Origin of the sequence: Allobacillus salarius (assembly GCF_007559425.1) — a bacterium.
GTDB classification, from domain to species: Bacteria; Bacillota; Bacilli; order Bacillales; family Alkalibacillaceae; genus Allobacillus; species Allobacillus salarius.
Map to the genome: position 1 here is coordinate 1 of NZ_VMHE01000006.1, position 26,341 is coordinate 26,341.

The 26,341-nt window shown below is 39.1% G+C and carries 24 protein-coding genes; 23 read left to right on the forward strand and 1 reads right to left on the reverse strand.

Features of this window, described 5'->3' with window-relative positions; translation table 11 throughout:
- The 10 genes from FPQ13_RS05195 to FPQ13_RS05240 form a co-directional block, all read left to right on the forward strand.
- The coding region (locus tag FPQ13_RS05195) for an RNA-guided endonuclease TnpB family protein (protein WP_144088269.1) at nt 1-281 on the forward strand (281 nt) is incomplete at its 5' end.
- A gap of 335 nt (nt 282-616) precedes the next feature.
- Nucleotides 617-1,468, forward strand: a complete 852-nt coding sequence (locus FPQ13_RS05200) for a VOC family protein (protein ID WP_144088270.1) — start codon at nt 617-619, stop codon at nt 1,466-1,468.
- A 41-nt stretch (nt 1,469-1,509) separates the two neighbouring features.
- Nucleotides 1,510-2,070, forward strand: coding sequence for an NADPH-dependent FMN reductase (locus FPQ13_RS05205; protein ID WP_144088271.1), 561 nt, complete (start codon nt 1,510-1,512; stop codon nt 2,068-2,070).
- 119 nt (nt 2,071-2,189) lie between these two features.
- A complete protein-coding gene (locus FPQ13_RS05210) occupies nt 2,190-3,062 on the forward strand; it encodes a DUF1028 domain-containing protein (RefSeq protein ID WP_144088272.1) in 873 nt (290 codons plus the stop codon).
- Nucleotides 3,063-3,314: 252 nt separating this feature from the next.
- Complete coding sequence (locus FPQ13_RS05215; protein WP_144088273.1) at nt 3,315-3,668, forward strand: PadR family transcriptional regulator; 354 nt, start codon at nt 3,315-3,317, stop codon at nt 3,666-3,668.
- Nucleotides 3,637-4,155 carry a DUF2812 domain-containing protein gene (locus tag FPQ13_RS05220; protein WP_186278691.1) on the forward strand — a complete coding sequence of 173 codons (519 nt, stop codon included), beginning with the start codon at nt 3,637-3,639 and terminating at the stop codon, nt 4,153-4,155. The genes FPQ13_RS05215 and FPQ13_RS05220 overlap by 32 nt, the downstream gene beginning before the upstream one ends.
- 191 nt (nt 4,156-4,346) lie before the next feature.
- Nucleotides 4,347-5,099 (forward strand): hypothetical protein, encoded by a 753-nt coding sequence (locus FPQ13_RS05225; protein WP_144088275.1) that lies wholly within the window; start codon nt 4,347-4,349, stop codon nt 5,097-5,099.
- A gap of 234 nt (nt 5,100-5,333) precedes the next feature.
- Nucleotides 5,334-6,302, forward strand: coding sequence for an alpha/beta hydrolase (locus tag FPQ13_RS05230; RefSeq protein ID WP_246065366.1), 969 nt, complete (start codon nt 5,334-5,336; stop codon nt 6,300-6,302).
- 146 nt (nt 6,303-6,448) lie between these two features.
- On the forward strand, nt 6,449-7,027 hold the full coding sequence (locus FPQ13_RS05235) for a class I SAM-dependent methyltransferase (protein ID WP_144088276.1): 579 nt from the start codon (nt 6,449-6,451) through the stop codon (nt 7,025-7,027).
- A gap of 65 nt (nt 7,028-7,092) precedes the next feature.
- Nucleotides 7,093-7,326: a hypothetical protein gene (locus tag FPQ13_RS05240; protein WP_144088277.1), complete on the forward strand. Its 234-nt coding sequence runs from the start codon at nt 7,093-7,095 to the stop codon at nt 7,324-7,326.
- Between the two features lie 69 nt (nt 7,327-7,395).
- On the opposite strand, the gene FPQ13_RS05245 is transcribed toward FPQ13_RS05240, so the two are convergent.
- Complete coding sequence (locus tag FPQ13_RS05245; RefSeq protein WP_186279553.1) at nt 7,396-8,340, reverse strand: DUF4349 domain-containing protein; 945 nt, start codon at nt 8,338-8,340, stop codon at nt 7,396-7,398.
- Nucleotides 8,341-8,465: 125 nt separating this feature from the next.
- Between FPQ13_RS05245 and FPQ13_RS05250 the strand changes: the two genes are divergently transcribed.
- The 13 genes from FPQ13_RS05250 to opp4C all read left to right on the forward strand — a co-directional run bounded on the left by FPQ13_RS05250 (nt 8,466) and on the right by opp4C (nt 26,293).
- On the forward strand, nt 8,466-9,131 hold the full coding sequence (locus tag FPQ13_RS05250; protein ID WP_144088279.1) for a TVP38/TMEM64 family protein: 666 nt from the start codon (nt 8,466-8,468) through the stop codon (nt 9,129-9,131).
- Nucleotides 9,132-9,145: 14 nt separating this feature from the next.
- Entirely contained in the window at nt 9,146-10,831 is a 1,686-nt protein-coding gene (locus FPQ13_RS05255; protein WP_144088280.1) for an ABC-ATPase domain-containing protein, read from the forward strand.
- Between the two features lie 25 nt (nt 10,832-10,856).
- Nucleotides 10,857-12,002: a tRNA epoxyqueuosine(34) reductase QueG gene (queG, locus tag FPQ13_RS05260; RefSeq protein ID WP_144088281.1), complete on the forward strand. Its 1,146-nt coding sequence runs from the start codon at nt 10,857-10,859 to the stop codon at nt 12,000-12,002.
- Between the two features lie 513 nt (nt 12,003-12,515).
- Nucleotides 12,516-13,037 (forward strand): methylated-DNA--[protein]-cysteine S-methyltransferase, encoded by a 522-nt coding sequence (locus tag FPQ13_RS05265; protein WP_186279554.1) that lies wholly within the window; start codon nt 12,516-12,518, stop codon nt 13,035-13,037.
- Nucleotides 13,038-13,156: 119 nt separating this feature from the next.
- Nucleotides 13,157-13,630, forward strand: a complete 474-nt coding sequence (gene trmL / locus FPQ13_RS05270) for a tRNA (uridine(34)/cytosine(34)/5-carboxymethylaminomethyluridine(34)-2'-O)-methyltransferase TrmL (protein ID WP_144088283.1) — start codon at nt 13,157-13,159, stop codon at nt 13,628-13,630.
- Between the two features lie 328 nt (nt 13,631-13,958).
- On the forward strand, nt 13,959-15,602 hold the full coding sequence (locus FPQ13_RS05275) for a P-loop NTPase family protein (RefSeq protein WP_186279555.1): 1,644 nt from the start codon (nt 13,959-13,961) through the stop codon (nt 15,600-15,602).
- Nucleotides 15,603-15,852: 250 nt separating this feature from the next.
- Entirely contained in the window at nt 15,853-18,678 is a 2,826-nt protein-coding gene (locus tag FPQ13_RS05280) for a 2-oxoglutarate dehydrogenase E1 component (RefSeq protein WP_144088354.1), read from the forward strand.
- A 15-nt stretch (nt 18,679-18,693) separates the two neighbouring features.
- On the forward strand, nt 18,694-19,968 hold the full coding sequence (odhB, locus tag FPQ13_RS05285; RefSeq protein WP_144088285.1) for a 2-oxoglutarate dehydrogenase complex dihydrolipoyllysine-residue succinyltransferase: 1,275 nt from the start codon (nt 18,694-18,696) through the stop codon (nt 19,966-19,968).
- Between the two features lie 543 nt (nt 19,969-20,511).
- A complete protein-coding gene (locus tag FPQ13_RS05290; RefSeq protein ID WP_144088286.1) occupies nt 20,512-21,534 on the forward strand; it encodes an ABC transporter ATP-binding protein in 1,023 nt (340 codons plus the stop codon).
- Complete coding sequence (locus FPQ13_RS05295; RefSeq protein WP_144088287.1) at nt 21,534-22,571, forward strand: ABC transporter ATP-binding protein; 1,038 nt, start codon at nt 21,534-21,536, stop codon at nt 22,569-22,571. The genes FPQ13_RS05290 and FPQ13_RS05295 overlap by 1 nt, the downstream gene beginning before the upstream one ends.
- A gap of 24 nt (nt 22,572-22,595) precedes the next feature.
- Nucleotides 22,596-24,377: an oligopeptide ABC transporter substrate-binding protein gene (gene opp4A, locus FPQ13_RS05300; RefSeq protein ID WP_144088288.1), complete on the forward strand. Its 1,782-nt coding sequence runs from the start codon at nt 22,596-22,598 to the stop codon at nt 24,375-24,377.
- Nucleotides 24,378-24,413: 36 nt separating this feature from the next.
- Complete coding sequence (opp4B, locus tag FPQ13_RS05305) at nt 24,414-25,379, forward strand: oligopeptide ABC transporter permease (RefSeq protein WP_144088289.1); 966 nt, start codon at nt 24,414-24,416, stop codon at nt 25,377-25,379.
- Nucleotides 25,380-25,438: 59 nt separating this feature from the next.
- Nucleotides 25,439-26,293, forward strand: a complete 855-nt coding sequence (gene opp4C, locus FPQ13_RS05310; RefSeq protein ID WP_144088355.1) for an oligopeptide ABC transporter permease — start codon at nt 25,439-25,441, stop codon at nt 26,291-26,293.
- Nucleotides 26,294-26,341: the final 48 nt, after the last annotated feature.

Below are 26,341 nucleotides of genomic sequence, written 5' to 3' on the forward strand. Positions count from 1 at the left end.
CTAAAGCAATCAGTGAGGTCAGTTGGTCACAGTTTCGCACGATGCTTGAATATAAAGCCAAGTGGTATGGAAAGAAGGTCATAACCGTTGCAAGAAACTTCCCTTCAAGCCAGCTGTGCTCAAACTGTGGCTACCGCAATCAAAACGTTAAAAATCTCTCCTTACGCGAATGGACCTGTAATGATTGTGGGAAACATCACGATCGAGACCTTAACGCAAGTATAAATATCAAAAACGAAGCCATAAGACTTCTAACCGTAGGTGCTACGGGGCTAGCCTAATCAATAACTGGCGGTTACGCTGGTGTTCTTAGGAATCCCCCACTTCAAACAACCGTAGTTTGTTAAGTGGTGGGTAGTTCAAAACTCTAATAAGAATCGATTTTAAGCATATCCGCGATAATGGTATAACCCAGAAATAAGTAGCCCGATAATCAGCTATCATATGCATCTAACTAACTGGATCGAATAACTTTATTGGTATACTTGTGTTGACAAATTTTATTTACTTAAATATACTAACTTACAGAAAGTAACTTGAAGTGACTTTACAACCACTTCATCCATCGAGCGTTTTAGCTAACTTCGCCTCGATGGTTTGTTTAGGAGGAAATATAATGAAATTTCATCAACAGCCTGCCACATTCGTGGAACATGTCCAGCTTAAAGTTACCGATATAAATCGTTCAATCGAATTCTATCAAAAGATTTTGGGATTTGATATTTTAGACAAGACTTCATCAACTGCCAATTTAACAGCTAATGGAGAGACGGCAATCTTAACCATTGAACAACCTTCAGGGGTAACACCGAAGCAAGGAAGAACAGCTGGTTTGTATCACTTTGCCATTTTGCTGCCGACGAAAGCGGATTTAGCGAATTTTGTGGTTCATATTTCCAGAAATAATATACCTATTGGTTCTTCTGATCACGATGTCAGCGAAGCACTTTACTTCAATGATCCGGATGGCAATGGAATTGAAGTGTATTACGACCGTGATCCAGCTGAATGGACATGGAATGGTGAAATGGTTCATATGACGGTCGATCCACTCGATTTCGATGAATTATTAAAACATGCTTCTCAGAATGAACTGTGGCAGGGGATGCCGTCCGATACGGTTATGGGACATCTTCACCTACATGTTTCTGAAATGCAAACTGCAGAAGAATTTTATGTGAAGGGTCTAGGCTTCAATGTGGTGAACCGGTTTGGTGCTCAAGCACCGTTTCTTTCAACCGAAGACTACCATCATCACATCGCAATTAACACATGGAATGGCGTTGGGGCTCCATCCATGCCAGAAAATGGCGCCGGTCTAAAAGCATTCACCGTGAAGTATCCATCAGAAGACTCGCGCAAAGAAGCAGTTAATCGATTAGAAAAAATCGGTACAGCTGTTTCACAAGAAGGAGAACATTGGGTGTCTGTTGACCCATCAGGAAATCGTGTTTTGCTAGTAATTTAATTTACCATAAATCACTACAACCAACATAGGAGGAATTCATAATGAGTGAAAACTTAAACATTGGAATTATCGTAGGAAGTACAAGAGAAGGTCGTGTCAGCCCGCAAGTAGCCGAGTGGGTGAAAGGGATTGCAGACGAACGCAAAGATGCAAACTATGAAATCGTTGATATAAAAGATTATCAGTTGCCACTAATGGGTGAAGGTGAATCTGAAGGAATCGCCAAGTGGAATGAAAAGTTGGATGAATTGGATGGCTTTGTATTCATCGTTCAAGAATATAATCACAGCATTTCAGCTTCATTGAAAAATGCTTTGGATTTAGCCCGCGAGCCATGGAACAACAAAGCGGCAGGAATTGTCAGCTACGGTTCAACAGGTGGTGCGCGTGCGGCAGAACATTTGCGTGGCATTCTAGGAGAGCTTTCCGTTGCTGATGTTCGTGCACATCCAACACTTTCCCTATTTGTCGACTTTGAGAATTACACAACATTCAAGCCACAGGAGCTTCATTTAACAAATATTAACATGATGCTTGATCAAGTGAATGCTTGGTCTGGAGCGTTAAAGTTATTGCGTAAACAACTAGTCAATCAAAAATAATTAATCAGAAATCATTCCTCAAACACAATGAGTAGAGGAATGATTTTTCTTTTTATAACTAAACGTTTAAAAATTTTGATCAAATAGAAAATGGTGTTGAACAAAAGGAGTTGGGATGTATGGGTAAAACAAAAGATAATTTAGTTGCTACATATTCCATTGTTGGGTTGGATCCGAAAATAGGCGAAATTGGTGTAGCCACACAATCAAAATTTTTAGGTGTCGGAGCAGTCGTTCCATGGGTGAAAGCAAATGTAGGTGCAGTTGCTACACAATCACTCGCAAATACAAGCTATGGTCCAAGAGGTCTGCAGATGATGGAAGAAGGAAAAACGCCTCAAGAAGTTTTGGACGAATTGGTAAAAGACGATCCAGATGCATCGCTTCGACAAGTTGGAGTGGTCGATTTTAGTGGACGTTCAGCTACTTTTACTGGAGATAATTGCTACGATTGGGCTGGCGGTAAATCAGGTGAAAATTATGCTGTGCAAGGGAATATCTTAGTCAGTGAAGAAACGGTTACCGCGTTGGCAGATACGTTTGAATCGACGGAAGGGAAACCACTTGCCGATCGCCTGCTAGCGGCTTTAGAGGCTGCGCAGCAAGCAGGTGGCGATAAACGTGGTATGCAATCAGCTGCTATTTTAATTGAAAAAGAAAAAGGTGGGTACGGTGGGTATAATAACCGAATGTTGGATCTTCGTGTCGATGAGCACCCATCACCAATTAAAGAATTGACACGAATTTACCGATTACATCAGTTATATTTCAACCGAACGAAAGAAGGAAACATCGTTCCAATTGATTCAGAACGAAAGCAAAAGATAGCTGAAGTATTGGTTAAACAAGGTTATTTAACAAATTCATCAGTTGATGATCAATCATTTTATGAAGGATTGACGAACTATATTCATACGGAGAATTTTGAAGAGCGTGAACAAGAACAAGGAAAAATTGATTTGGAAGTTTATGAGTATATGATTCAATCGTAAAATTATAAAACAGTTGAATAGTAAATTTTTGAATTGATCTGTCGGTTGAACATTTAGGATAATCAGGTATTTATGATTTTTTAATCAGAGCGGAAATCTGAATACTTACCAAATTTAAGGTTGTATTAACGGTACTAGACTATAGTAGGTACCGTTTTTATTTTTGGAAAAAAATGTTGACTAACTGTATCGTGAGGCGATATAATAAATATACAGTGTATCGTCAGACGATATAGTTAGGGGTGAAAGAAATTGACTAATCAACTAGAACCTCCATTGACTGAGACGGTCTTTTATATTTTATTAGCTGTCAGGAAACCGCTTCATGGTTATGGAATTATTCAGGAGGTTGAGGAGATCACTAACAAGAGAATTCAATTAGGACCTGGAACGCTATATGGTGCAATTAAGTCATTAGTTCAAAAAGAATTGATCGAGTTAGTTAATGAAGATCTCAATACACGACGAAAAGAATATTTATTGACTGAAAAAGGCCTCACCCTATTGAAAAAAGAGCTAAAACGATTACAGGAATTACTTCAAAATGGCACCGAAAAATTGGAGGTTTCGATCAATGACGATGATAAAACGAAGGATCTTTATTAATTATGAAAAAGAAGAAAAGTGGTTAAATGAGATGGCTCAAAAGGGCTATCATCTCGTGAAGTATTCATTGACAAAATACACCTTTGAAGAAGGAGAAGCGGGTAAATATATCTACCGAATCCAATATGTTGGAAATAATACAGATGAAGAAAATGAGGAATATTTTCAAATTATGAAGGATAGTAACGTTGAATTGATTACCTATGCAATGAATTGGGCAATTTTTCGAAAAAAAACAGAAGATGGACCATTCAATATTTTTTCAGATTACGCGTCAAAAATCCAACATTATTATTCAATCAGTAAAATGCTTGGAATCTTGACTTTAGTGAACTTGTTTCTGGCCTTTTTGAATATTTCTTTTCAGACGAAGCTGAATATATTTGTTTCGATTTTCAGTTTCAGTGTCGTCCTTCTTATGCTGGTAACCATGGGATATTACTTGAAACAAGCCAAAAAGCTATCCGCTAAGAAAGAAAATCTATAACTCCAATGACGGACCTCGGATGGCATAATAAAATCAAACCATACGTTGTCAAACATTGCATAAAAAATATCATTAACAAATTTTATTTCCTTCTATCTAGTTCATCAAGTTTCAGACGCATTAAATTCCGTTGTCTCTACTCACGCACCTAACCATCGATGAATAATATTGATGGAGGGGTGATGAGTAAAATGAATGATCTTCATATTGAAACGGCAGATCAGTGGGTACGCATCCAAATGAAGCAACCAACAGTTTTTAATAATTTTCGATTTCACTTAGATGGTCAATATAAGGCATCGATTTTCAACGGTCAGGAGATTTATTTGGTTAACACTTCAGCCAGTGTTTTAACGATCGTTATGACAGAAAGTAGTTGGCGAGAACGAAAAGACGTTGTTTTCCATTATTGGTTAACAGCTCAGCGAGACGAACCAACTGAATATTTGCCAGGCGATATACTTGTCGCAAGCGATAATGTAAACGAGAAGTTGACTGGGTTTGTCGGTCATTCCGCGATTGTTATCAATCAAAATGAGTTGATCGAATCGCCAGGAGGTACACCGGCCATTGTGAAAGACACGATCGATCAATTCAAGATGAAACACCCTGAGCATGCTCATTTTCGACCTGTGAGTAGCGAAATGGGTGAGAAAGCTGCAGACTATGCAATTAATTATGAAAAAGAGTACAAGAAAAACTTGGATGAGGGAAATCCATCTCCGAAGTACTCTTATTTATCTACCCAGGATCTGACCGACCCGTGGGAATATATTTATTGTTCGAAACTAGTTTGGTTGGCTTATTATTACGGTGCAGATTACGAGATCGAAAATGATTTTTTATGGATGTCCCCGGAAGACCTATACACACAATTATCCAAAAACGAAGACTTTGAGAAACTGTACGAAAATGAGAATATTAATTTTTCAATTAATACGTAAAAAAACAAAAAGACTAATCAGACTGTCCGAGAGTTTCCAGACAGTCTGAATTCATTATGTAACTGTTTATCTAACTGCTTATGAATCAATTATTCTCGAACTACCATCGACCATATGCGACTCACTTTCTCAATATTTTCATGTATATCCCAAAATTCACTCTATTAAAATTATAGAATTTTCTGTATAATAGAACTACAGCTAAGATTAACAACAATAGAGAGGGGACGAGAAGTGTTCAAAACAAAAAGAAGAAAACGTTGGTTTATTAGTGGGTTGGTCGTTTTCACCCTACTCGTCACAGCTAGTATCGTGGCAAGTAATTTTTTCTATAACCTAGCGATTAAACGAGAGGTGAAAACATACTTGCAAGACAACGAGGATTTAGTCGTATCTGCAGAAACAATGGATGTATTTCTGACGGGGTCTTGGAGGAGTTGGTTTAGCCAGTCGGATTTTAAGCCAATGGAAATCGAATCATTTGATGGGCTATCACTTCGAGGCTATTATTTGGAAGCGGAAGAGCCGACAAATAAGACAGTCGTTTTTGCACACGGGTACTTAGGTAAAGCGAGAGATATGGCGCTTTACGGACAATATTATTATGAAGACTTAGGATACAATATCTTTACAGCAGATTTGCGAGGACACGGTGAAAGTGAAGGCGAATACATAGGGTTCGGTTGGCATGATCGGCTTGATTACTTGGATTGGATTGATGAGATTATTGCCATGCAAGGACCGGACACGGAAATTATATTGCACGGCTTATCAATGGGTGGGTCAACCGTATTAATGACAAGCGGTGAAGAACTGCCATCCAATGTAAAAGCAGTCGTCGCTGATAGTCCATTTTCTAGTACATACGATTTATTCGATTATCAAATGGAGCAAATGTTTAATCTACCAGACTTTCCGTTATTGCCAATTACAAGTAAGATTACGGAAATGCGGGCTAATTACTCTTTATATGATGCATCAGCTTTAAATCAAGTAGAACATGCAGAGCTACCGATTTTATATTTACATGGTGGCAAAGATACCTTCGTACCGACATCGATGGCTCAAGAACTTTATGAAAATACTCATAGTGAAACGGAAATTCACATTTTTGACGAAGCGAGTCATGGAGAGGCAATCGTTATGTATGAAGAAGAATACTTAGATACACTATATACGTTTATTGAAAAACATATGGATTAATCATTGAAGTCAGGAATGGAATGTTCCTGGCTTCTTTGGTTGCTTGAACTGTTAGAAACATGAAATCCTCGATGATGTTTAGATTGAAGTAAGTAAAGGCAATATAATAGAAGAAACAAAAGAATTTTATATAATGGGGTGTTGTTTTGAGTGAACATCAGTTTCATGCCGATCACGCACATTTTTTAATGAGTGAGGAACGAAGAAAAGTATTACCACCTGAAAAAGTGCTTTCGGACCTTGATTTACAAGAAAAAGATAAAGTAGCTGACTTAGGTTGTGGAAATGGATTTTTCACCATTCCAATTGCCAAGCAAACAACCGAGATGGTTACAGCAGTAGATGCACAGCAAGCGATGTTGGATCAACTGCGTGTAAATGTTGAAGCGGAAAATTTATCAAACGTTCGTTATTTACTTAGCCGGTTGGAAAAAATCGAACAACCAGATGAATCGGTCAATAAAGTGCTTGCGGCTTTTGTGTTACATGAGGTTGATGATTTAGATCAAACATTATCAGAGATTAAAAGGATTTTAAAACCAGGCGGAAAAACTCTATTGTTGGACTGGAAAGCGAAAGAGACAGAATCTGGTCCTCCGCTTCATATACGTATACCTGAAAGTGATTTGATGAAAAAAGTCGAAGAGATTGGTTTTGATTCGAAGGAAGTTTCAGTTAGTGAAAATCATTATGGCGTACTGGCTGAATTACCAGCTGATGAATAAGCAGAAAAGCAGCTTACCCGTTTATCAATCGTGAAAGCTGCTTTTTATGTGAAGCCGTTGAAAAAATGCTGAGACCCGTCGAAAAACTGCGTGAACCCGCCGATAAATTATGCAAAGCCGCCGAAAAACTTCGTGAACCCGCCGATAAATCGTGCAAAGCCGCCGAAAAACCGTGTGAACCCGCCGATAAATCATGCAAAGCCGCCGAAAAACTTCGTGAACCCGCCGATAAATCGTGCAAAGCCGCCGAAAAACTGTGTGAACCCGCGGATAAATCATGCAAAGCCGCTGAAAAATAACGTCAACCCGTCGATTAACTACCTCCAGCTGCTCAATCGATCACGACGGTAGAAGACTAGTCTTCTGATTTACTCGTTTGAGTGACTTCTCTTCTTCGTGCGTACTTTCCACCAAATGAACCCTCCAGCAATCAGGAGTGGAATTAAAATAGGTGAAAGTCCAACTAAAAAGACTACGAATCCTGAACCGATGGTAATGAGGAAATTAACTGTATTCATAAATAAACTTTGAGCTTTTTCTCCCGTATTTAAGTCATCTCTACCTTGTAATTCGGAAACTTTCACTTGGTTTTCTTGAATATTAATTGTGATCGTTGAGAATGCAACTTGATTGTCCAGGTAATCCATGCGTCCTTTAATTCGTTCAATGTCTTCTTGAACAGCAGATAAATCGTTGGATATTTTCAATAAATCTTCTGTCTTTTTTGCTTGGTCCATAAATGTGAGCAATCTTTCTTCCACAGCCTCTTTTGAGCGAAGCCTTGATTCTAAGTCAACGTACTCCTCACTTACGTCCTGACCATTCGAAACTTTTTCCATGACTTTAGCTGAGTTCTCTTCTGTGAATTGCATCATTTCTTCATAATGCTCTTGCGGTATACGTAGTTGGATTCGCCCATGTCGGCGTTCGCCTTCTCCAGATACGTTTTCTTCAGAACTTACGACATATCCACCGAGCTTGGCAACTTTCGTTCGGATTGTCTCATTCATCGTTGTCAGATCATCAACTTCCACTTGGATGTGTCCTGTATAAATAATCATTTGTACGTCAGGAAGCTGATTTTTTACAACTTGCTCATCTTCTTGAACAATTTCTTGCTCTTGGCTTTCTTCTGCTTCGCCCTCAAAACCGAGAGCTTTTTCTTCGGTAGCTTCATCGTTTGCCATTTCGTAGCTTGCATCTTCTGCCGTATCCATATCTATGTCGTTTAAAGCTGAAGGTGAATCACTAGAACAAGCAGTGATAAATACAGTGAATCCAATCAGAAATAGTTTTAAAGAATATCTTATCAAATAAATGACCCCCATCGTATCATTTGCAATATTAGACGTAGCTTAGGTGGAAATGTTACAACTAAATGGTTGAGGATTAGCGACAAAGGGAATTCAACGAACAAAAGGGATTGGAAGGGTGCCAGATGAAAAAGAGACATGTCGTACAGATCATTCTCGTACTCATATTTATATTATTTATATATTCATTCAATCAACGTTTATTAACAATATCACCGGAAACCATTCGGACATTTATCTATCAAGCCGGTTGGTTAGCTCCGTTGTTTTATATTGCTTTATATGCAGTTAGACCGTTCGTCCTCTTTCCAGCGTCCGTTTTTTCTATCGCTGGAGGGCTCGCGTTTGGTGCGCTCTTTGGTTTTGTATTTGCATTAATCGGTTCGGTTGCTGGCGCTTTCACAGCATTTTTTGTCGCAAGAAAGTTTGGACAGCGGGCCATTAACGCAAAACTGAAAGGGAAACTTGGGGATTTAAGTAATCGGTTTGAAGAAAAAGGGTTTATGTATATTTTAGTTCTTCGTTTAATGCCTATCGTTAACTTTGATTTAATCAGCTATTCCGCTGGGATTTCAAAAGTTCGATTAAGTGACTTTATGAAAGCGACGACAATCGGAATCATTCCTGGAACGATTGTCTATAATTTATTAGGTTCAAGCATTGTCAGCGGGAGCGCTGTCAAAATGGCTTCGGTCGCTATTTTATATTTCTTCATTGTCATTATTCCGTTATTATGGAGACGAACAATTATGGAAAAAGTAGAAAAACGTAGTGAATCAAAAGCAGGCTAATGGAGGAAGTTTTGATGGAACAATTACGACAAGAATTAAGACGAATCAATCAAAAAAGCTACAAAGCATATAAAGATATCGCCAACACGTACACATTCCCTGATTTTCGACTGGCGATTGATTACGTACAAGGTGATCCTTTTGCGGCACCGTCGAAAATCCGGTTAATTTTTTCAAAAGAAAAACTAGGCATTGAAAATAGCTGGTTTGAAACGAAACGAAGAAAAGTATATGTAGAAGATGTCATCAATCGTTCTGTGAATCACGCTATTAAACAATCAAAAGTAGTTGTAAGAGGAAGCGGCAAGAGTGGAAAAATTGAAATTGATGCTCCGGACCAAGTAATTTTAGAACGTTCGGCTGTTCAATTGAAACCAAATCAAGGCACGATTTGTCTATCCATTGGGTTACCTGCTAATGGTCGACGGATTAATGGAAAAGAAGCAGAAAAACTTTTCTTCGATGCATTGACGAATATCGTGAAACAGTCTGTGCTGTCATTGGACAAGGATAAAGTGATTCAAGCGATTCATTTGGCTGATCAGCATGATGCTTTGCGGAAAAAAATGCATGAAGAAGGCTGGATTGCTTTTGTTGCGAATGATTCAGTTCTCCCTAGAAAGAGCGGAGTCAGTACAAAGCCGATGAATGACGCCGTAGCTTTTCAAAGTCCGAAAGAAAAAGAAGTTTCTGTGGAACTACCGCATTGGAGTGAACCGTTAAAAGGCATGGCGATCAAAAAAGGAATCACGTTAATCGTCGGTGGTGGCTTTCACGGAAAAAGTACGTTATTACAAGCTCTTGAAGAAGGCGTTTATGAGCATATTACCGGTGACGGACGAGAGTTTGTTTTAACTGATCCAACAGCTACAAAAATTCGTGCTGAGGATGGACGCAGTATTACAGGTGTTGATATTTCTCCATTTATCAATGACCTGCCAAATGGCGCATCAACTAATAATTTTTCGACGGAAAATGCCAGTGGAAGTACGTCACAAGCAGCGAATGTTGTAGAAGCATTGGAAGCGGGTGCGAATACACTCTTAATTGATGAAGATACAACGGCAACGAATTTTATGATTCGAGATCAACGGATGCAGCAATTAGTCGCAAAAGAAAAAGAGCCAATTACACCATTTGTTCAGCGCGTGAAATCCTTGTATGATGAAAAAGGTATTTCAACGATCTTAGTGATGGGAGGCTCTGGTGATTATTTTCAAGTTGCCGATGAAGTCATTATGATGGATCAATATTATCCGAAAAATGTTACAAAAAAAGCGAAGGAAATAGCCGGAGAACCATTGAGTAGTCTGAAATCGATTGAATACAAACAGAATCGTGTACCAAATTTAAATGGGTTGCATTCAATGCTTGGCCATAAACCGAAAGTGCAGGCAAAAGGTAAGGAAACCATTTTATTCGGGAAAAATCCAATTGATTTAAGTTTAGTTGAACAAATTGTCGATGTTTCCCAAACTAGAATGATTGCAAATGTGTTAAAATATATGGCATTGAAGAAAACAAACGAACAGAAATCCATCACTGAGTGGCTGGATTGGATTGAACATCAAATAGATGAAAACGGATTAAGCTTCACTCAAAAAAACACACAAGAGCATCCGGGTGAACTAGCCCGTCCACGGCGGATGGAGCTAGCTAGTGCACTTAACCGAATTCGCAAGTTAACCATTTATATTTAAACGGTAAAAGAAAGGAGGGGTGGTCATGGACTTTCATCAATTGAAACAAGAATTACTTGAATACGGAGCTGAAGTCAATATTCAAAAAATTGGTTTTGCTTCGGCGGATACTTTTGATACATTGAAGCAGCGATTGTTAGTTCAGCAATCGCTCGGGTATCATTCAGGATTTGAAAAAGGTTCGGTTGAAGAGCGGACCACTCCTACCAAGCTGTTACCAAAAGCACAATCAATTATTTCAATAGCTATTGCGTACCCTTCGAGAATGAAAGATGCTCCGAAAAGCCGAAAAGGAGACCGACGTGGATTTTTCGCCAGAGCTTCGTGGGGGAAAGACTATCATGATGTATTACGAGAGAAGTTACGTTTGTTAGAAGAGTTTTTACATGAAAAAGTTGATGGTGTTGCGACAAAAGCGGTGGTCGATACCGGTGAATTACATGACCGTGCAGTAGCTGAGCGTGCGGGCGTAGGATTTGTCGGTAAAAACTGTGCGTTAATTACAGAAGAGTATGGATCCTATGTTTACTTAGGCGAACTCATTACGAACATACCATTTGAACCAGATCAGCCTGTCGAGGATGGCTGTGGCGATTGCAATATTTGCGTCGATGCTTGTCCGACAGATGCTTTAGTTCAAGGCGGGCAATTGAACGCATCTCGCTGTATCGCCTTTCAAACGTTAACGAAGAGCTTTCTACCGGATGAGTTTCGTTCAAAACTTGGTAATCGTATCTATGGTTGTGATACGTGTCAGCTAGTTTGTCCGAAAAATAAAGGAATGGACTTTCATCTCCATGAAGAGTTGGAACCAGACCCTGAGTTGGTGAAACCACGGTTGATTCCACTGCTGACAATATCGAACAGGGAATTTAAAGATAAATTCGGCTACATGGCTGGCTCGTGGCGTGGAAAGAAACCTTTACAGCGTAATGCGATTATTGCGTTGGCACACTACCGAGACGAAACAGCCGTTGATACGTTAAATGACTTAATGCATAAAGATCCACGCCCAGTCATCCGGGGTACAGCTGCTTGGGCGATTGGCAAAATCGGTACAGAGGAAGCGAAAGAACTCATCGAAACAGCGATGGAAAAAGAAACAGATGAAGATGTGTTGATAGAAATGGAAAAAGGCTTGGCGTTAACAAAGCAAGAAAGTGCGATGTAATAAAAAGGCCTGATGTGAAGTAGGCGGAGGCTGGGACAAAATTTTTAAAGTTGACTCAACGAACATTCTAATTTAGTAATGCGGAAAAAACTCGCTTCGGAAATATACTCCGCTTTTCGCAGGCAGCTGTTGAGCCTCCTCGTGCTACGCACTGCGGGGTCTCACCTAGGCTTTTCCTCCCGCAGAAGTCTCCGTATATTTCCTACGCTAAATTAGATTGTCATTCGTGTTTCTGAGTTTATAATTTAGATTTGTCCCAGCCTCGTTTGATGACTTGTCTTCTGCTAATTCTTTGACGAAAGTCATTCAAATCGAAAGCGACAAGAACAAAGACAGTTTAGTATAAAATCCGAACGGTGATTCATAAATATGCGAATCGGTTCGGACTTTCTATTAATGAAGTATATTTCCGAAGTAATAGACGAGGTTTTTGACTCTATTCTTTGTGTGTTAGTGTAAATCCGAGCTCCTGAGTTTCTTTTTAAATGGCGACTATACGGAGGGAGAATGGAAATGTCGACTCAACCATTGATCATACGTGAGATTGATTCGCCAATCGGAAAGTTGGTAGTAGGCGGAAAAGAAAACACTTTGTATTTTATTGAACATGGATCGATCGAAGAAAAAAGGAGTTGGATGAAGCAATGGATAAATAAAAACTTGCCAAACACCACATTGCATACAGACAACCGAGCATTCCAGCATGCAATCGACGAACTGAATCAATATTTTTACCATCAAAACCAAGTATTCACGACACCGATAAAATTATTCGGCACTCCATTTCAAACTCAAGTTTGGAACACACTTCGTTCCATCCCATACGGTCAAACAGTAACGTATAAAGATATTGCACAAAAAATCGATAATCCAAAAGCAGTCCGAGCAGTTGGCGGAGCGATTAATAAAAATCCATTATCGATTATCGTGCCATGTCATCGAGTAATTGGATCGAATAAAAAATTAATCGGATATCGTGGTGGATTGGATCGGAAAGAGAAACTACTAGTAATTGAAAATGCGGATGTTCAATAATAAAGCAATTGGGCTTTTGCAATTAAAATAGTTAGACCATCGAATCCATAACCGAATAAATGTCACGTAAATTATGATATAATATTTCCGTTCAACAAAGCTTAAGAGGTGTAAATATTATGGGAATACATATTGTTTTATATCAACCGGAGATTCCGGCGAATACAGGAAATATTGCTCGGACAGCGCTCGCAACGGGGGCTGAGTTACATTTAATTCGTCCGCTTGGATTTTCTACAGAGGATAAAATGTTGAAGCGTGCAGGTTTGGATTATTGGCATAACGTGAATATTCATTATTATGATTCGATTGAAGAGTTATATGATGCTTTTCCGACAGGGAGTTATTATTATATAGAGAACTTCGGTACGAAACATTATACCGACTATGATTTCAGTCACCCAGAAGAAGAAATATTTTTCGTATTCGGAAGGGAGACGGACGGGATTCCAACAGCTCTACTTAAAGGTAAAGAAGATCGCTGCTTGCGAATTCACATGAATGAAAAAGTACGCTCATTGAATTTATCAAATACAGCAGCAATTATTGTTTATGAGGCGCTTCGTCAACAAGGCTTTCCGAATTTACACTAGGACAAATAAAAACACCAGTCATCGAATCGAATCGATGGCTGGTGTATTTTTTGCCCAATGAAAATTAGCGTTTTGCTTCATAACCTGATGCGAAGATTGAAACAAGAAATGTAATACATACGCCAATAATTAGTGCGAGATTCATGTAGCATCCACCTCTTCTTTAAGCATACTTTATGATTTGATTATAGCTGAAATTTATTCTGTTGTGAACTATAAACCGACGAAACGTCAAACAAAGTTCGTAAAATTGTTTGCTGTAATTATGAAATCAAATGTTTTACAACGAATAAAGTATAGAGGAGTCCTTATTTAAAGGAGGCTAATGATGACAACGCACTCATTTACGTTGGAAATGTATGTTGAAGAAATATTAAAAAAGAATATTATTCCGCGGACGAGTCACGAACGTCTATATTTGGCAATTCAGCATGCGATGGAAAAAAACAACCATCACCTTCTATATGGGATGGATGAATTGCTAGAGCAGCTGCTTACCCGGTATTTCCGTCCAGCCGCAAAAGGATATGACATTCGTAAAAGAATGCTTGTGCTAATCGGTCCACCGGGAAGTGGTAAGTCAACATTCGTTCAGTTCTTCAAACAAGCGTTAAGTGATTTTACGGAAACAGACCAAGGAGCGGTTTATCGAATATTTAATTGTCCTCTTCATGAAAATCCACTTCATGCATTGCCACAATCTCTTAAGCGAACAATTAAAAGTGTGACCGGTTATGAAGTTCATGGTGAGTTATCTCCGTTAAATACTCACAAACTTACAGTTGAATGGGGAAATGACTGGCGAAAAATTCCTGTAGAGCGGATAACAATTTCTGAAAATGAGCGAAGAGGCATAGGGACTTTCTTGCCGGGAGACCCACAAGTTCAGGAGATTTCTGATTTAATGGGTGAGGTTGATTTTTCTACAATTACAGATTACGGTTCACAATCTCACCCATATGCCTACCGCTATGATGGGGAGCTTCAAGTAGGTAATCAAGGCATATTGGAATTACAAGAACTGTTTAAGCTGTCACCAAAATTACTTTATCCATTATTATCTGTAACTGAAGAACAAAAATACAAAATACCACGTCAGGCAATGACTCATAGTGACCTAGTCATAATCGGTCATAGCAATCCTGAAGATTTTGAACAATTTTTTGCATCATCAGAGAACAGGCCTTTGGCAAGTCGAATGATTATTCAACGCGTGCCATATAACTTAAATCTTGATGAAGAGGTTAAGCTTTATAAATCAAAACTAACGGAACAAGATCTAATAAAAATTCAACCTTTTGCTTTAGAATCACTTGCAGCCACCGTCATTTATTCTAGATTGCAATCTAGTCGACACGAAATGACAAAGCTTGAGAAGATTTCGTTGTACCAAAGTAAACAGCCTCCTTATGAATCGCTAAAACAAGAATTCACTGATGAAGGTATGGATGGATTAGACCCTAGATTAATCTTTCATATACTTTCTATGGCTATGGCGAATCGACAGGAAATTGTGACTTGTGAATACTTGCTTCATTTACTTTCAAATGAAATTAAAAGCGATTTGAGATTTCATATAACAGAAAAAGAAAAATTTCTAACAGCAATCGAGCAAGGGAAGCGATATTTCTATGGAGAAATTGAACATTTTCTATTAAAAAATTTTGCCGAGATTGAGAAGGATTTCGTCGAAATGAGCACAGATGATTATCTTCTAAATAGGAAGGAGGATGATGGATTTTTAACAGCCATTCATGAACACTTCAACGAGAAGGATGAATCGATTCAGTTTAAGGAATTACCTGAGAAAATAAAACATCGTATTTGTCAACTGAGCGTAAACCAATGGATATTTATAAATGGAGACTTAAGTAAGTGGTATAAAAGAAAAATGTTACCGAAATTATCAAAAAATGAACATCAAATGAATGCTGAATTGGAAAAAATTATTAAAAAATACGATGACAGTTAACTCAGTATTCTGAACATTGAAAGATACTAGTCAAAAGTAGGGAAATTTCGACTCAAATCCTTCACTCTTATGCATTTATCATATATACTAGTTGGAGGATAAAGCCGTTTTCCACTCGGACTTCCAAATAGTTTGTGAATCCGGTTTAGCGGGTAAATGTGTTATGGATAATCGAGCGGATAAACGACATGAATATCATTAAGGACAATTGGATGAAAGTCCAAAATTGATGGGGGTAGTAATCGTGGCTATGGATGGGTCTAGCAATCGTATTTGGGAAGCTTTTCACGGTCCCAATATGGGCTATGTAGAAGAGCAATATGAACTGTTTTTAGACGACCCGGATGCAGTAGATGAATCGCTGCGTCATATTTTTGAGCAATACGGGGCACCGGAATGGATGGATGCCGATCAAGGTGGTGGTCAAGTAGCGCCGCAGTCAGGTGGCAGCACTTCATTTACTGACTTGAAAAAGTTAACAAGTGCAATGAAGTTAGTTGAGGCCATTCGTCGACATGGTCATCTCGGTGCAGATATTTATCCAGTTGGCGGTCATGATCAATCGCATGATTCGTTAATCGACCTTGAGAGTTATAACTTAACAAATGAAGATTTGAAAAAAATCGATGTTAAGTTACTAGCAGGTCATGAACATAAAGGAATTAATAACGGCTACGAGTATATCGAGCACTTGAAACAAAAGTATTTAGGAAAAACTTCATATGAATTCAACCATATCCCAGATGATGAAGAGCGCGAATGGCTTTATCAGCAGGTTGAAACAGGAGCATTTGAAATTGACTTTTCAGATGAAGATAAAAAAGATCTACTAAAACGACTAGGTGAAGTTGAGGGCTTCGAAGCATTCTTACAGAAAACGTTCGTTGCACAGAAACGTTTCTCCATTGAAGGACTAGATGTGATGGTACCAATGCTTGACCATCTTGTTAAAAATAGTAACAAAGATTCCGTTGAGCACATCATGATGGGCATGGCTCACCGTGGGCGATTGAACGTATTGGCTCACATTCTTGGAAAACCGTACGACAGAATCTTTTCTGAATTTGCTCATTCTCCAAACAAGGAATTGGTACCTTCAGAAGGTTCGACCGGAATTAATTACGGTTGGACTGGAGACGTTAAATACCATTTCGGTGGAAACTTTAAACAAGATGAATCAAAAACGAAGATCACTTTAGGTCATAACCCTTCACATTTAGAATTTATTAATCCGATTGTTGAAGGATACACGCGTGCTGTCCAAGATGATCGTTCAAATAATGGTGAAGCAAAACCGGACTTCAATAAGTCATTTTCTGTACAAATTCACGGAGATGCAGCGTTTATCGGTGAAGGTGTTGTCGCTGAAACACTAAACCTTGCGCAGCTTCATGGCTACAAAACTGGTGGGGCCGTACACATTATCGCCAACAACCTAGTTGGCTTTACAACCGATAAAGTAGAAGGACGTTCTACAAAGTATGCATCTGACTTGGCGAAAGGATTTGAAATGCCTGTTCTTCACGTCAATGCGGATGATCCGGTAGCTTGTATCCGTGCAGTTGAATTCGCTTATCAGTATCGCAGAAAATTCCAGAAAGATGTCGTTATCGATTTAGTCGGTTATAGACGTTATGGTCATAACGAAATGGATGAACCACGCGGAACTCAGCCATTGTTATACCAAGAGATTGATGCGCATGATACAGCATATGAAGTATATGCGAAGCGTTTAGTAGAAGAAAAAGTTCTTTCTGAAGATGAAAAAATGAAGTTTAAAGAGGATGCAATTCAAAAACTTCGTGACATTTATGATGGCATGAAAGAGCATGAAATTCATGAAACGTATGTGCCAGCATTGCCGGAAGGAGTTGCGGATGAGCTTGATTCAATCGAGACGAAAGTTAGTCAAGATGTTTTGAAACAAGTAAACAAAGATATGTTGAAACGTCCAGAAGACTTCACTGGATTTAAGAAACTCGAAAAAATTCTAAATCGTCGTGAGAATGCATTAGAAGAAGGTCAAAAAGTCGACTGGGCACTCGGTGAAGCACTTGCTTTTGGAACCATTTTGAAAGACGGTACACCGATCCGAATGACTGGTCAAGATTCTGAGCGTGGAACTTTTGCTCACCGTCACCTCGTTTTGCGCGACGTTAAAACAAATGAAAAGTACAGCCCAATGCACGGTATTGAAGGAGTCGATGCTTCCTTTAGCTTATATAACAGCCCGCTATCTGAGGTTGCAGTTTTAGGGTTTGAGTATGGCTATAGTGTGCAAACAGACGATACACTTGTCTTATGGGAAGCTCAGTATGGAGACTTCTCGAATGTGGCACAAGTAATCTTTGACCAGTTCATTTCATCTGGTCGAGCTAAATGGGGACAAATTGCTAGTCTTGTTATGCTTCTACCACACGGTTATGAAGGGCAAGGACCGGAGCACTCCAGTGCACGTCTGGAACGTTACTTGCAGCTGTCAGCAGAAAATAACTGGACAGTAGCGAATGTGACGACTGCTGGGCAATACTTCCATCTATTAAGAAGGCAAGCTGCGATTGTTGGAAAAGATAACGCTCGTCCACTGATTTTGATGACGCCGAAGAGCCTTATCCGAAATCAACGCGTTGCTGTTGATGGTACTGAACTGAGCGAAGGAAAATTCCAGCCAGTCTTGGAGCATAAAGAAACAGGAGACAACCCAGAATCCGTTAAACGATTAGTTATCGGAAGTGGGAAAGTTATGGTTGACCTTGAAGAAGCATTAGATGGCAAGGACAATACAGAAAGCTTGCATTGCGTCAGATTAGAACAAATTTATCCATTCCCAGAAGACCGACTGAAAGAACTTTTGAAAAAATACAAAAATGTTGAAGATATTGTATGGGTTCAAGAAGAACCGAAGAATATGGGAAGCTGGGAATTCGTCAACGACAGAATTCGTGATATTATGAAGAAGAAACAGAATCTGTTATACGTAGGTAGACCTGATCGTTCTTCACCTGCCGTTGGTGATCCAAACATTCACAAAGCAGAACAAAGTCAAATCATTGAAGAAGCACTAAAGCTTGACTAAAAGGAGGAAAATAACGTGAAGGAAATCGTTGTACCGGAATTAGCCGAATCGATTACTGAAGGTACAGTAGCTGAGTGGTTAGTTCAAAAAGGTGAAAAAGTAGAAAAGGGAGACGCCATCCTTGAATTAGAGACAGACAAAGTAAACGTTGAAGTTAACTCTGACTTTACAGGCGTTCTTGCTGAAGTTCTTGTAGAAGAAGGCGACGACGTAGAAGTAGGAGACGTTATTGCTAAAATTGATGAGAACGGTGAAGCTGGTGGTAGTTCATCTGAATCAAGCGAAGAAACAGTTGAAAAGGAAGAAAAGAAAGAAGAACCATCTACTGAAAAGCAAGCGGAAGAAAAGAAAGAAGAACCTGCTAAAGAAGAAAAAGAAGAAACAGATGCAACAGACCAACCAGTTGCTTCTCCAGCGACACGTAAACGTGCGCGTGAACTTGGCATTGACTTAAATGACATTAAGCCAAAAGATCCAGTAGGTCGAATTTCCAAAGAAGACGTAGAAGCAGCAGCAAGCCAAAAAGCAGAAGGCAGCAAAGCGAAGTCTTCGAAGAAAGAAGAAACCAGCGAGAAAACAGAATTCGACAAACCGGTTGAGCGTGAAAAGCTTTCTCGTCGCCGTCAAACGATTGCTAAGCGTTTAGTTGAAGTTCAACAAGAAGCTGCAATGTTAACAACGTTTAATGAAGTTGACATGACGAATATTATGAAGCTTCGCAGTGAACGTAAAGATGAATTCTTGGACAAACACGGTGTCAAATTAGGCTTCATGTCCTTCTTTACGAAAGCTGTTGTTGGTGCCTTGAAAGAGTTCCCATTAGTGAACTCTGAAATCCAAGGCAAAGAAGTAGTGAAGAAGAAGTTTTACGACATTGGTATGGCTGTGTCAACAGAAGAAGGACTAGTTGTTCCTGTTGTTAGAGATGCCGATCGTTTAAGCTTCGCAGGAATTGAAAAAGAAGTTGGGGACTTGGCTAAAAAAGCTCGTGATGGAAAACTGACATTAGACGATCTAAGTGGAGGTTCATTCACAATCACTAACGGTGGTATTTTTGGATCCTTGCTATCCACGCCAATCTTAAACTCACCTCAAGTAGGTATTTTAGGAATGCATACGATTCAAAAACGTCCAGTCGTTATGCCAGATGACTCAATTGAAGTCCGCCCAATGATGTACTTGGCACTTTCTTATGACCACAGAATCATTGACGGAAGAGAAGCTGTTCAGTTCTTGGTTCGTGTCAAAGAAATGATTGAAGATCCATATGATCTATTGTTAGAAGGATAATAAAATAACACCATTGAATATTAACTAGCTTAAACTATGAAAAAGGTACCTATGACGTATGAGATTACGTATAGGTACCTTTTTTGCTTGTATAATGAAATGTTTTACTAATAATTTTTGATATGAAATTTTCTTGAGAATATTTTATTATAATCAGTATTCAGTTTATTACCCATGGAATTCTTACCTATTAATACGATAGTAGTAGAGATGTTTAATGAATTTGAATGCTAATAGTAAACGTTTTCATAAATGGAAATGTTGAAAATAGTAAGAAAAAAAGAAAAATAACCTTCGTTAATTACATCATTCATGATATAATAAAACATACTTGTAATAACAACGTAATATTTCGACTATTTACATAGTTTAAATAAACACTAAAATTAAATATTTTAAAAAAGTCTTGAAATTACAACTAATTTTGTATAATATATTTATTAACCAATTTCATTTACTGTACATAAATAACTGTTATTACATTTTAAGTATTTTTTTGAAATTAAAATTCTGAATTAATCTAAAACAACAGAGGTGCTTTCGATGAGCGAACATACAAAAGAAAATAAAGGCCCACTTCTAGAGGTGAAGAATTTAGAAACAGCATTTCCGATTGACGGGGAGTACTACAATGCAGTGGATGATGTTTCATTTACTGTTGACCGCGGCAAAATCGTCGGTGTCGTAGGAGAATCGGGTTGTGGGAAAAGTGTAATGTCACTATCGATTATGCATTTGCTACCTAAGGGGATCGGCAAGATAAAAGGTGGACAAATTCTATTAGATGGAAAAGATATTACCAATTATAACGATAAAGAAATGAATAAGATTCGCGGCAAAGATATATCAATGATTTTCCAGGAACCGATGACAGCATTAAACCCTGTTTTTACAATCGGTTTCCAACTTGAAGAAGTTTTGTTCAATCATTTCAAAATTTCAAAGAAAGAAGCTAGACAAAAATCTATTTCATTGTTGCGTAGTGTAGGTATTTCAAGATCGGAAGATGTAGTTGAGGAATATCCACACCAATTATCAGGTGGTATGAGACAGCGTGTCATGATTGCAATGGCGATTGCCTGCCAGCCGCAATTGTTGATTGCTGATGAACCAACTACCGCTCTAGATGTGACTGTTCAAGCACAGATTCTTGATCTTTTAAAAGAGGTACAGTCAATTAACGATATGGCAATTGTACTTATCACACATGATTTAGGTGTAGTAGCTGAAATGTGTGATGACGTAATTGTTATGTACGCGGGAGAAATTGTTGAAAAAACATCTGTAGAAGAATTATTTGAAAATCCGAAACATCCATATACGGAGAAATTGATTGATTCGATCCCGAAAATGGGTGTGAAACAAGATCGACTCGGTTCCATTCCAGGAATCGTTCCTTCATTGAAAAATATGCCGCGGGTAGGATGTAAATTTGCTGACCGTTGTCCGAGAGCAATGCCGGAATGTACGACGATTACTCCATTACTTGGCGAAGTGAAAGACGGTCACGAGGTGTCATGTATCTTATACGATGAAAGCCGACCAAAAGAAAGGGCGAATGCGTAATGGCGACAACTGAGACAATCACAAATGCAGAAGTCAAGAAAGAACAACGTGATGCGAAAGAAAATATTCTCGAAGTCAAAAATCTTAAAACCTACTATCCGATTAAAGGTGGTTTTTTCAGAAGAACAGTAGGACACGTAAAAGCCGTCGATGACATCAGCTTTAATATTAAAAAAGGAGAAACATTTGGTCTTGTTGGTGAATCGGGTTGCGGGAAATCCACAGCTGGCCGAACACTTCTCCGTTTATTGAAACCAACTGATGGAGAAATCATTTTTGATGGCGAAAACATCACCAATCTAGTCGGCAATAAACTACGGAAGAAAAGACAAGATTTTCAAATGGTTTTCCAAGATCCATATGCATCGTTGAATCCGATGCAAAACGTCGGTGAAATCGTTGCCGAACCGATTCGTAACTACCACAAAGGTAAAAGCAAAAAAGAAATCGAAGAAGAAGTCAGAAATTTATTGAATCGAGTCGGACTTCCACAAGATGCTTATGATAAATACGCACATGAATTTTCAGGAGGTCAAAGACAGAGAATTGGGATTGCTCGAGCGCTTGCTTTAAACCCGAAATTCATCATCGCTGACGAGCCAGTTTCAGCATTAGACGTTTCGGTTCAATCACAAGTGTTGAATCTATTAATGGATCTCCAGGATGATTTTGATCTTACATATTTGTTTATCGCGCACGACCTAAGTGTAGTAAAACATATGAGTGATCGAATCGGAGTTATGTATCTCGGAAACTTAGTGGAATTGGCCGACAATGAATCAATTTACAATGAACCACTTCATCCTTATACACAGGCATTAATTTCTGCCATACCTCATCCAGATCCAAAGATGAAAAAGGAAAGGATCGTTTTGGAAGGCGACGTACCAAGCCCCTCTAATCCACCATCCGGATGTCCGTTCCATACAAGATGTCCGATGGCTAAAGAGGAATGCTCAGAAATTAGGCCTACTTTAAAGGAGGTGAAGACAGGTCATCACGTAGCTTGCATCCTTTATGATGAAGACGTCAATTAATATTCAAAAACAGGGGGAAAGAAAATGAAGAAATCATATTGGCTAATTGCCATGATGCTTGTTCTTACAATGTTCCTAGCTGCTTGTGGTGGGGATGACAATGAAGAGCAAGGAAGTGAAGATGAGGGTACAGAAGAAGAATCCTCAGAAGAAGGTACAGAAGAAGAGTCTTCGGAAGAAGGTTCTGAAGAGGCTTCTGGTGATGGTGAACCAGTTGATGGAGGAACATTGATTTATGCAATTGACTCTGAGCCATCTGGTCCACTTGACATCAACTTCTATAGCTCAGTTACTGAAGCTGAAATCAACCAGTTTGTTCAAGAAGGATTTGTTGAATATGATGAAGAGTTTAACCCAATCCCTCATTTAGCGGAGTGGGAAACAGAAGATCAAAAAACATACAACTTCACAATTAAGGAAGGCGTAAAATGGCATAACGGTGACGATCTAACCGTTCATGACTGGGTATTCGCTATTGAAACACTAGCACATCCTGATTACACGGGTCCTCGTTGGGCTAACGTCCAAACAATCGAAGGGGCTGCTGACTTCCGTGAAGGAAATGCGGATGAAATTGCAGGGTTGAATGTTAAAGGCGATTACGAAATTGAAATCACATTTGACAAAGCACGTGTTAACAACTTATTGAATCTATGGACTTACCCAATGAACCAAACAGCATTCGAAGGAATCGAAGTTGCTGAAATGGAAGAATCTGCACCATCTATGACTGAACTTGTAGGAACAGGACCATTCAAAGTGAAAAACACTTCTGCTGGTGAATATTATGAGTTGGAAAAGAACGAAGACTACTGGCAAGGCGAGCCACACTTAGATGGACTGACAGTGCGTGTTGTAGCTAATACGTCTGTAATCGGTGCTCTTGAAAACGGTGAGGTTGACATGGTTCCAGTTCACCCAACTCAAGGTGAAGAAGCAGATGCTTTAGACAATGTTTCTGTCATCACATACCCAGGCGTATCTTACTACTATGTAGGATTCAAACTAGGCGTATTTGACAGTGATGCTGGTGAAATTGTTGAAGAAAAAGAAAAATATAGTAACAAGAAATTGCGTCAAGCACTATGGCATGCAATCGACCGTGAACAGTGGATCGAAACATTCTTCGGCGGTTATGGTAAAACGCTAAACGCACCAATCCCTACGTCTCACTGGATTGCTGCAGATAACGATGACTTGAAACAATACGAATACTCTACTGAAAAAGCTAAAGAATTGCTAGCTGAAGCAGGTTATGAAGATACGAACGGTGATGGATTCGTAGAAGACCCTGAAGGAAATGAGTTTGTCTTATCATTCTCTCACTACGATACTGGTAATCCATCATTTGAAACTCGTGCACAAGCACTTGTACAACAGTGGGAACAAATCGGTGTCAAATCAGAACTTCAAATGGTAGAAGTACAAAACTACTATGACATGATTGAAAATGATGATCCTGCAATCGAAGCATTTTTCGGCGGATGGAGCGTCGGTGCTGATCCAGACCCAACTGCTCTATGGGCTTCTGACCAGCTTTGGAACTACCCACGCTTCAACAATGAAGAAGCTGACAAACTTTTAGAAGATGCACTTGATGTAGAAGTTGTTGGCGACGATAAAGATAAGCGTAAAGATGTATACACTGAGTGGCAGAAACTTGTAAACGAAGAAGCTCCTGCATTGATCATTGGTGAGCTTGAAGAAGTTTACGCTGTCAACGAACGTGTAGGCGGACTTGAATACGATGTAACAGGATTCAACAACGCTATGAACTGGTTTGTTACAGACGGAGCAGATAAGTAAACCATCCGTTAGTATGAAACGATAAGGAGAATTGACATGTTAAAATATACACTCCGAAGATTACTAGGCATGATTCCAATGCTACTCCTTATCTCCATTGTAGTGTTTTCCCTGGCTATGTTTATGCCAGGGGATCCACTTGGTGGAGAAATTGATCCAACGAATTCCGATCCAGAGTACATTGAGGAAATGAGAGAGAAATTAGGATATAATGACCCGATACATGTTCAGTACTGGACTTGGGTCACCAATTTTGTCCAAGGAGACTTTGGTAAATCAACACAGTACAAAGTACAAGTCTCAGAACTCGTTAAATCTCGAATGCTGAACACGTTGTTTCTGGGTATAAGTTCGATTGTCATTACATATATCTTCGCTTTCGCAATGGGGATGACTGCCGGGAGAAAAGCTTACTCAAAATTAGATCATTTCATCGGCGGATTAAATTATTTTGGCTTAGCAGTTCCAAACTATATTGCTGGTGTTGTTATCATTTATTTCTTCTCCTTTAAGTTAGGATGGATTCCATTTGGAGGGTCACATGAAATCGGGCTACAACCAGGTACATTGGAGTATTGGATCAGTCGCTTCCACCATGTGTTAGCGCCTGCAATCGTACTCGGTGCTTTAAGTACCGCCAGTTACACGCAATTTTTACGTAACGATATTATTGAAAGTAGTCGAAAGGATTTTGTTCGAACCGCAAGAGCAAAAGGAACATCAGAGTCAAAAATCTATAACAGTCATATTTTAAGAAATTCCGTAATACCCCTAATAACGTTTTTAGGATTCGACATTGTAACCATTGTTAATGGTGCGGTCATCACAGAAGCAATCTTTACGTACCCTGGAATAGGAACCTTATTCTTAAACTCGGTGAACAATCGTGATTATTCCGTACTGATGACTTTAACAATGTTTTTCTCATTACTCGTATTAATTGGAAACTTAGTGGCAGATTTACTATATGGAATAGTGGATCCGAGAATTCGCATAGATTAGGAGGAGTGGCTGTGGAAACCAATACAATTACTAACGCTGCACCAAAGCCACAAAAGAACATGTCGCCATGGGCGATAGCCAGAAGAAAATTTGTTAAAAATAAATTGGCCATGATCAGCTCAGCTTATTTATTATTTATCATTATCATTTCATTTTTGGCTCCTTATATTACGACAGCAGATATAAGCCTCGTACAGATCGGACAAATGGAGCTTCCTCCATCCGCTGATCATTGGTTTGGAACAGATAAAAGTGGCCGTGATGTCTTTACGAGACTATTATATGGTGGACGAGTTTCATTGCTCGTCGGAATGGCTTGTACTGTAGCAGTTACTATTTTCGGAACGATCGTCGGCTCAATCGCCGGATATTTCGGAGGAAAAATAGATAGTATCTTAATGCGTTTTACGGATTTCGTTTTGAACTTTCCATTCTTAGTTTTCGTAATCGTACTAAGTGCAATTCTATTCGGACAAGTAGATGGTGTTTGGGTATTGATCCTTGTCATTAGTGTACTAAGTTGGGGCGGCGTTGCTCGTCTTGTACGTAGTAAAGTTCTGACGGAAAAAGAAAATGAGTATGTGTTAGCGGCAGTATCAATCGGTACGACCCCGTTTAAAGTCATTACTAGACACTTACTACCAAACATTCTATCCACAATTATTGTTCAATCAACTATTCTCTTTGCAAATATGATTGTAGTAGAATCTGGTTTAAGCTATCTTGGCTTCGGTGTACCTTCATCAACACCAAGTTGGGGGAATATGTTAAAGGCTTCCCAAGAACCGGATGTATTGCAACATATGCCATGGATTTGGGCGCCGCCCGGAATCGTATTAGTTTTGACAATCCTGTCAATTAACTTTATCGGTGAAGGAATTAAAGATGCGTTGAATCCAAAATCTTATCGTTAAATCATAACTCGCTCATTAACTACATATTAATGAGCGAGTTTTTTTGCG

Bases quoted from the DNA above. Each gene is read 5' to 3' on its own strand.
- FPQ13_RS05200 (WP_144088270.1), top strand. From the start codon at position 617: ATGAAATTTCATCAACAGCCTGCCACATTCGTGGAACATGTCCAGCTT.
- FPQ13_RS05205 (WP_144088271.1), top strand. From the start codon at position 1,510: ATGAGTGAAAACTTAAACATTGGAATTATCGTAGGAAGTACAAGAGAA.
- FPQ13_RS05210 (WP_144088272.1), top strand. From the start codon at position 2,190: ATGGGTAAAACAAAAGATAATTTAGTTGCTACATATTCCATTGTTGGG.
- FPQ13_RS05220 (WP_186278691.1), top strand. From the start codon at position 3,637: ATGACGATGATAAAACGAAGGATCTTTATTAATTATGAAAAAGAAGAA.
- FPQ13_RS05225 (WP_144088275.1), top strand. From the start codon at position 4,347: ATGAATGATCTTCATATTGAAACGGCAGATCAGTGGGTACGCATCCAA.
- FPQ13_RS05240 (WP_144088277.1), top strand. From the start codon at position 7,093: ATGCTGAGACCCGTCGAAAAACTGCGTGAACCCGCCGATAAATTATGC.
- FPQ13_RS05250 (WP_144088279.1), top strand. From the start codon at position 8,466: ATGAAAAAGAGACATGTCGTACAGATCATTCTCGTACTCATATTTATA.
- FPQ13_RS05255 (WP_144088280.1), top strand. From the start codon at position 9,146: ATGGAACAATTACGACAAGAATTAAGACGAATCAATCAAAAAAGCTAC.
- queG (WP_144088281.1), top strand. From the start codon at position 10,857: ATGGACTTTCATCAATTGAAACAAGAATTACTTGAATACGGAGCTGAA.
- FPQ13_RS05265 (WP_186279554.1), top strand. From the start codon at position 12,516: ATGTCGACTCAACCATTGATCATACGTGAGATTGATTCGCCAATCGGA.
- trmL (WP_144088283.1), top strand. From the start codon at position 13,157: ATGGGAATACATATTGTTTTATATCAACCGGAGATTCCGGCGAATACA.
- FPQ13_RS05275 (WP_186279555.1), top strand. From the start codon at position 13,959: ATGACAACGCACTCATTTACGTTGGAAATGTATGTTGAAGAAATATTA.
- FPQ13_RS05280 (WP_144088354.1), top strand. From the start codon at position 15,853: ATGGATGGGTCTAGCAATCGTATTTGGGAAGCTTTTCACGGTCCCAAT.
- FPQ13_RS05290 (WP_144088286.1), top strand. From the start codon at position 20,512: ATGAGCGAACATACAAAAGAAAATAAAGGCCCACTTCTAGAGGTGAAG.
- FPQ13_RS05295 (WP_144088287.1), top strand. From the start codon at position 21,534: ATGGCGACAACTGAGACAATCACAAATGCAGAAGTCAAGAAAGAACAA.
- opp4A (WP_144088288.1), top strand. From the start codon at position 22,596: ATGAAGAAATCATATTGGCTAATTGCCATGATGCTTGTTCTTACAATG.
- opp4B (WP_144088289.1), top strand. From the start codon at position 24,414: ATGTTAAAATATACACTCCGAAGATTACTAGGCATGATTCCAATGCTA.
- opp4C (WP_144088355.1), top strand. From the start codon at position 25,439: ATGTCGCCATGGGCGATAGCCAGAAGAAAATTTGTTAAAAATAAATTG.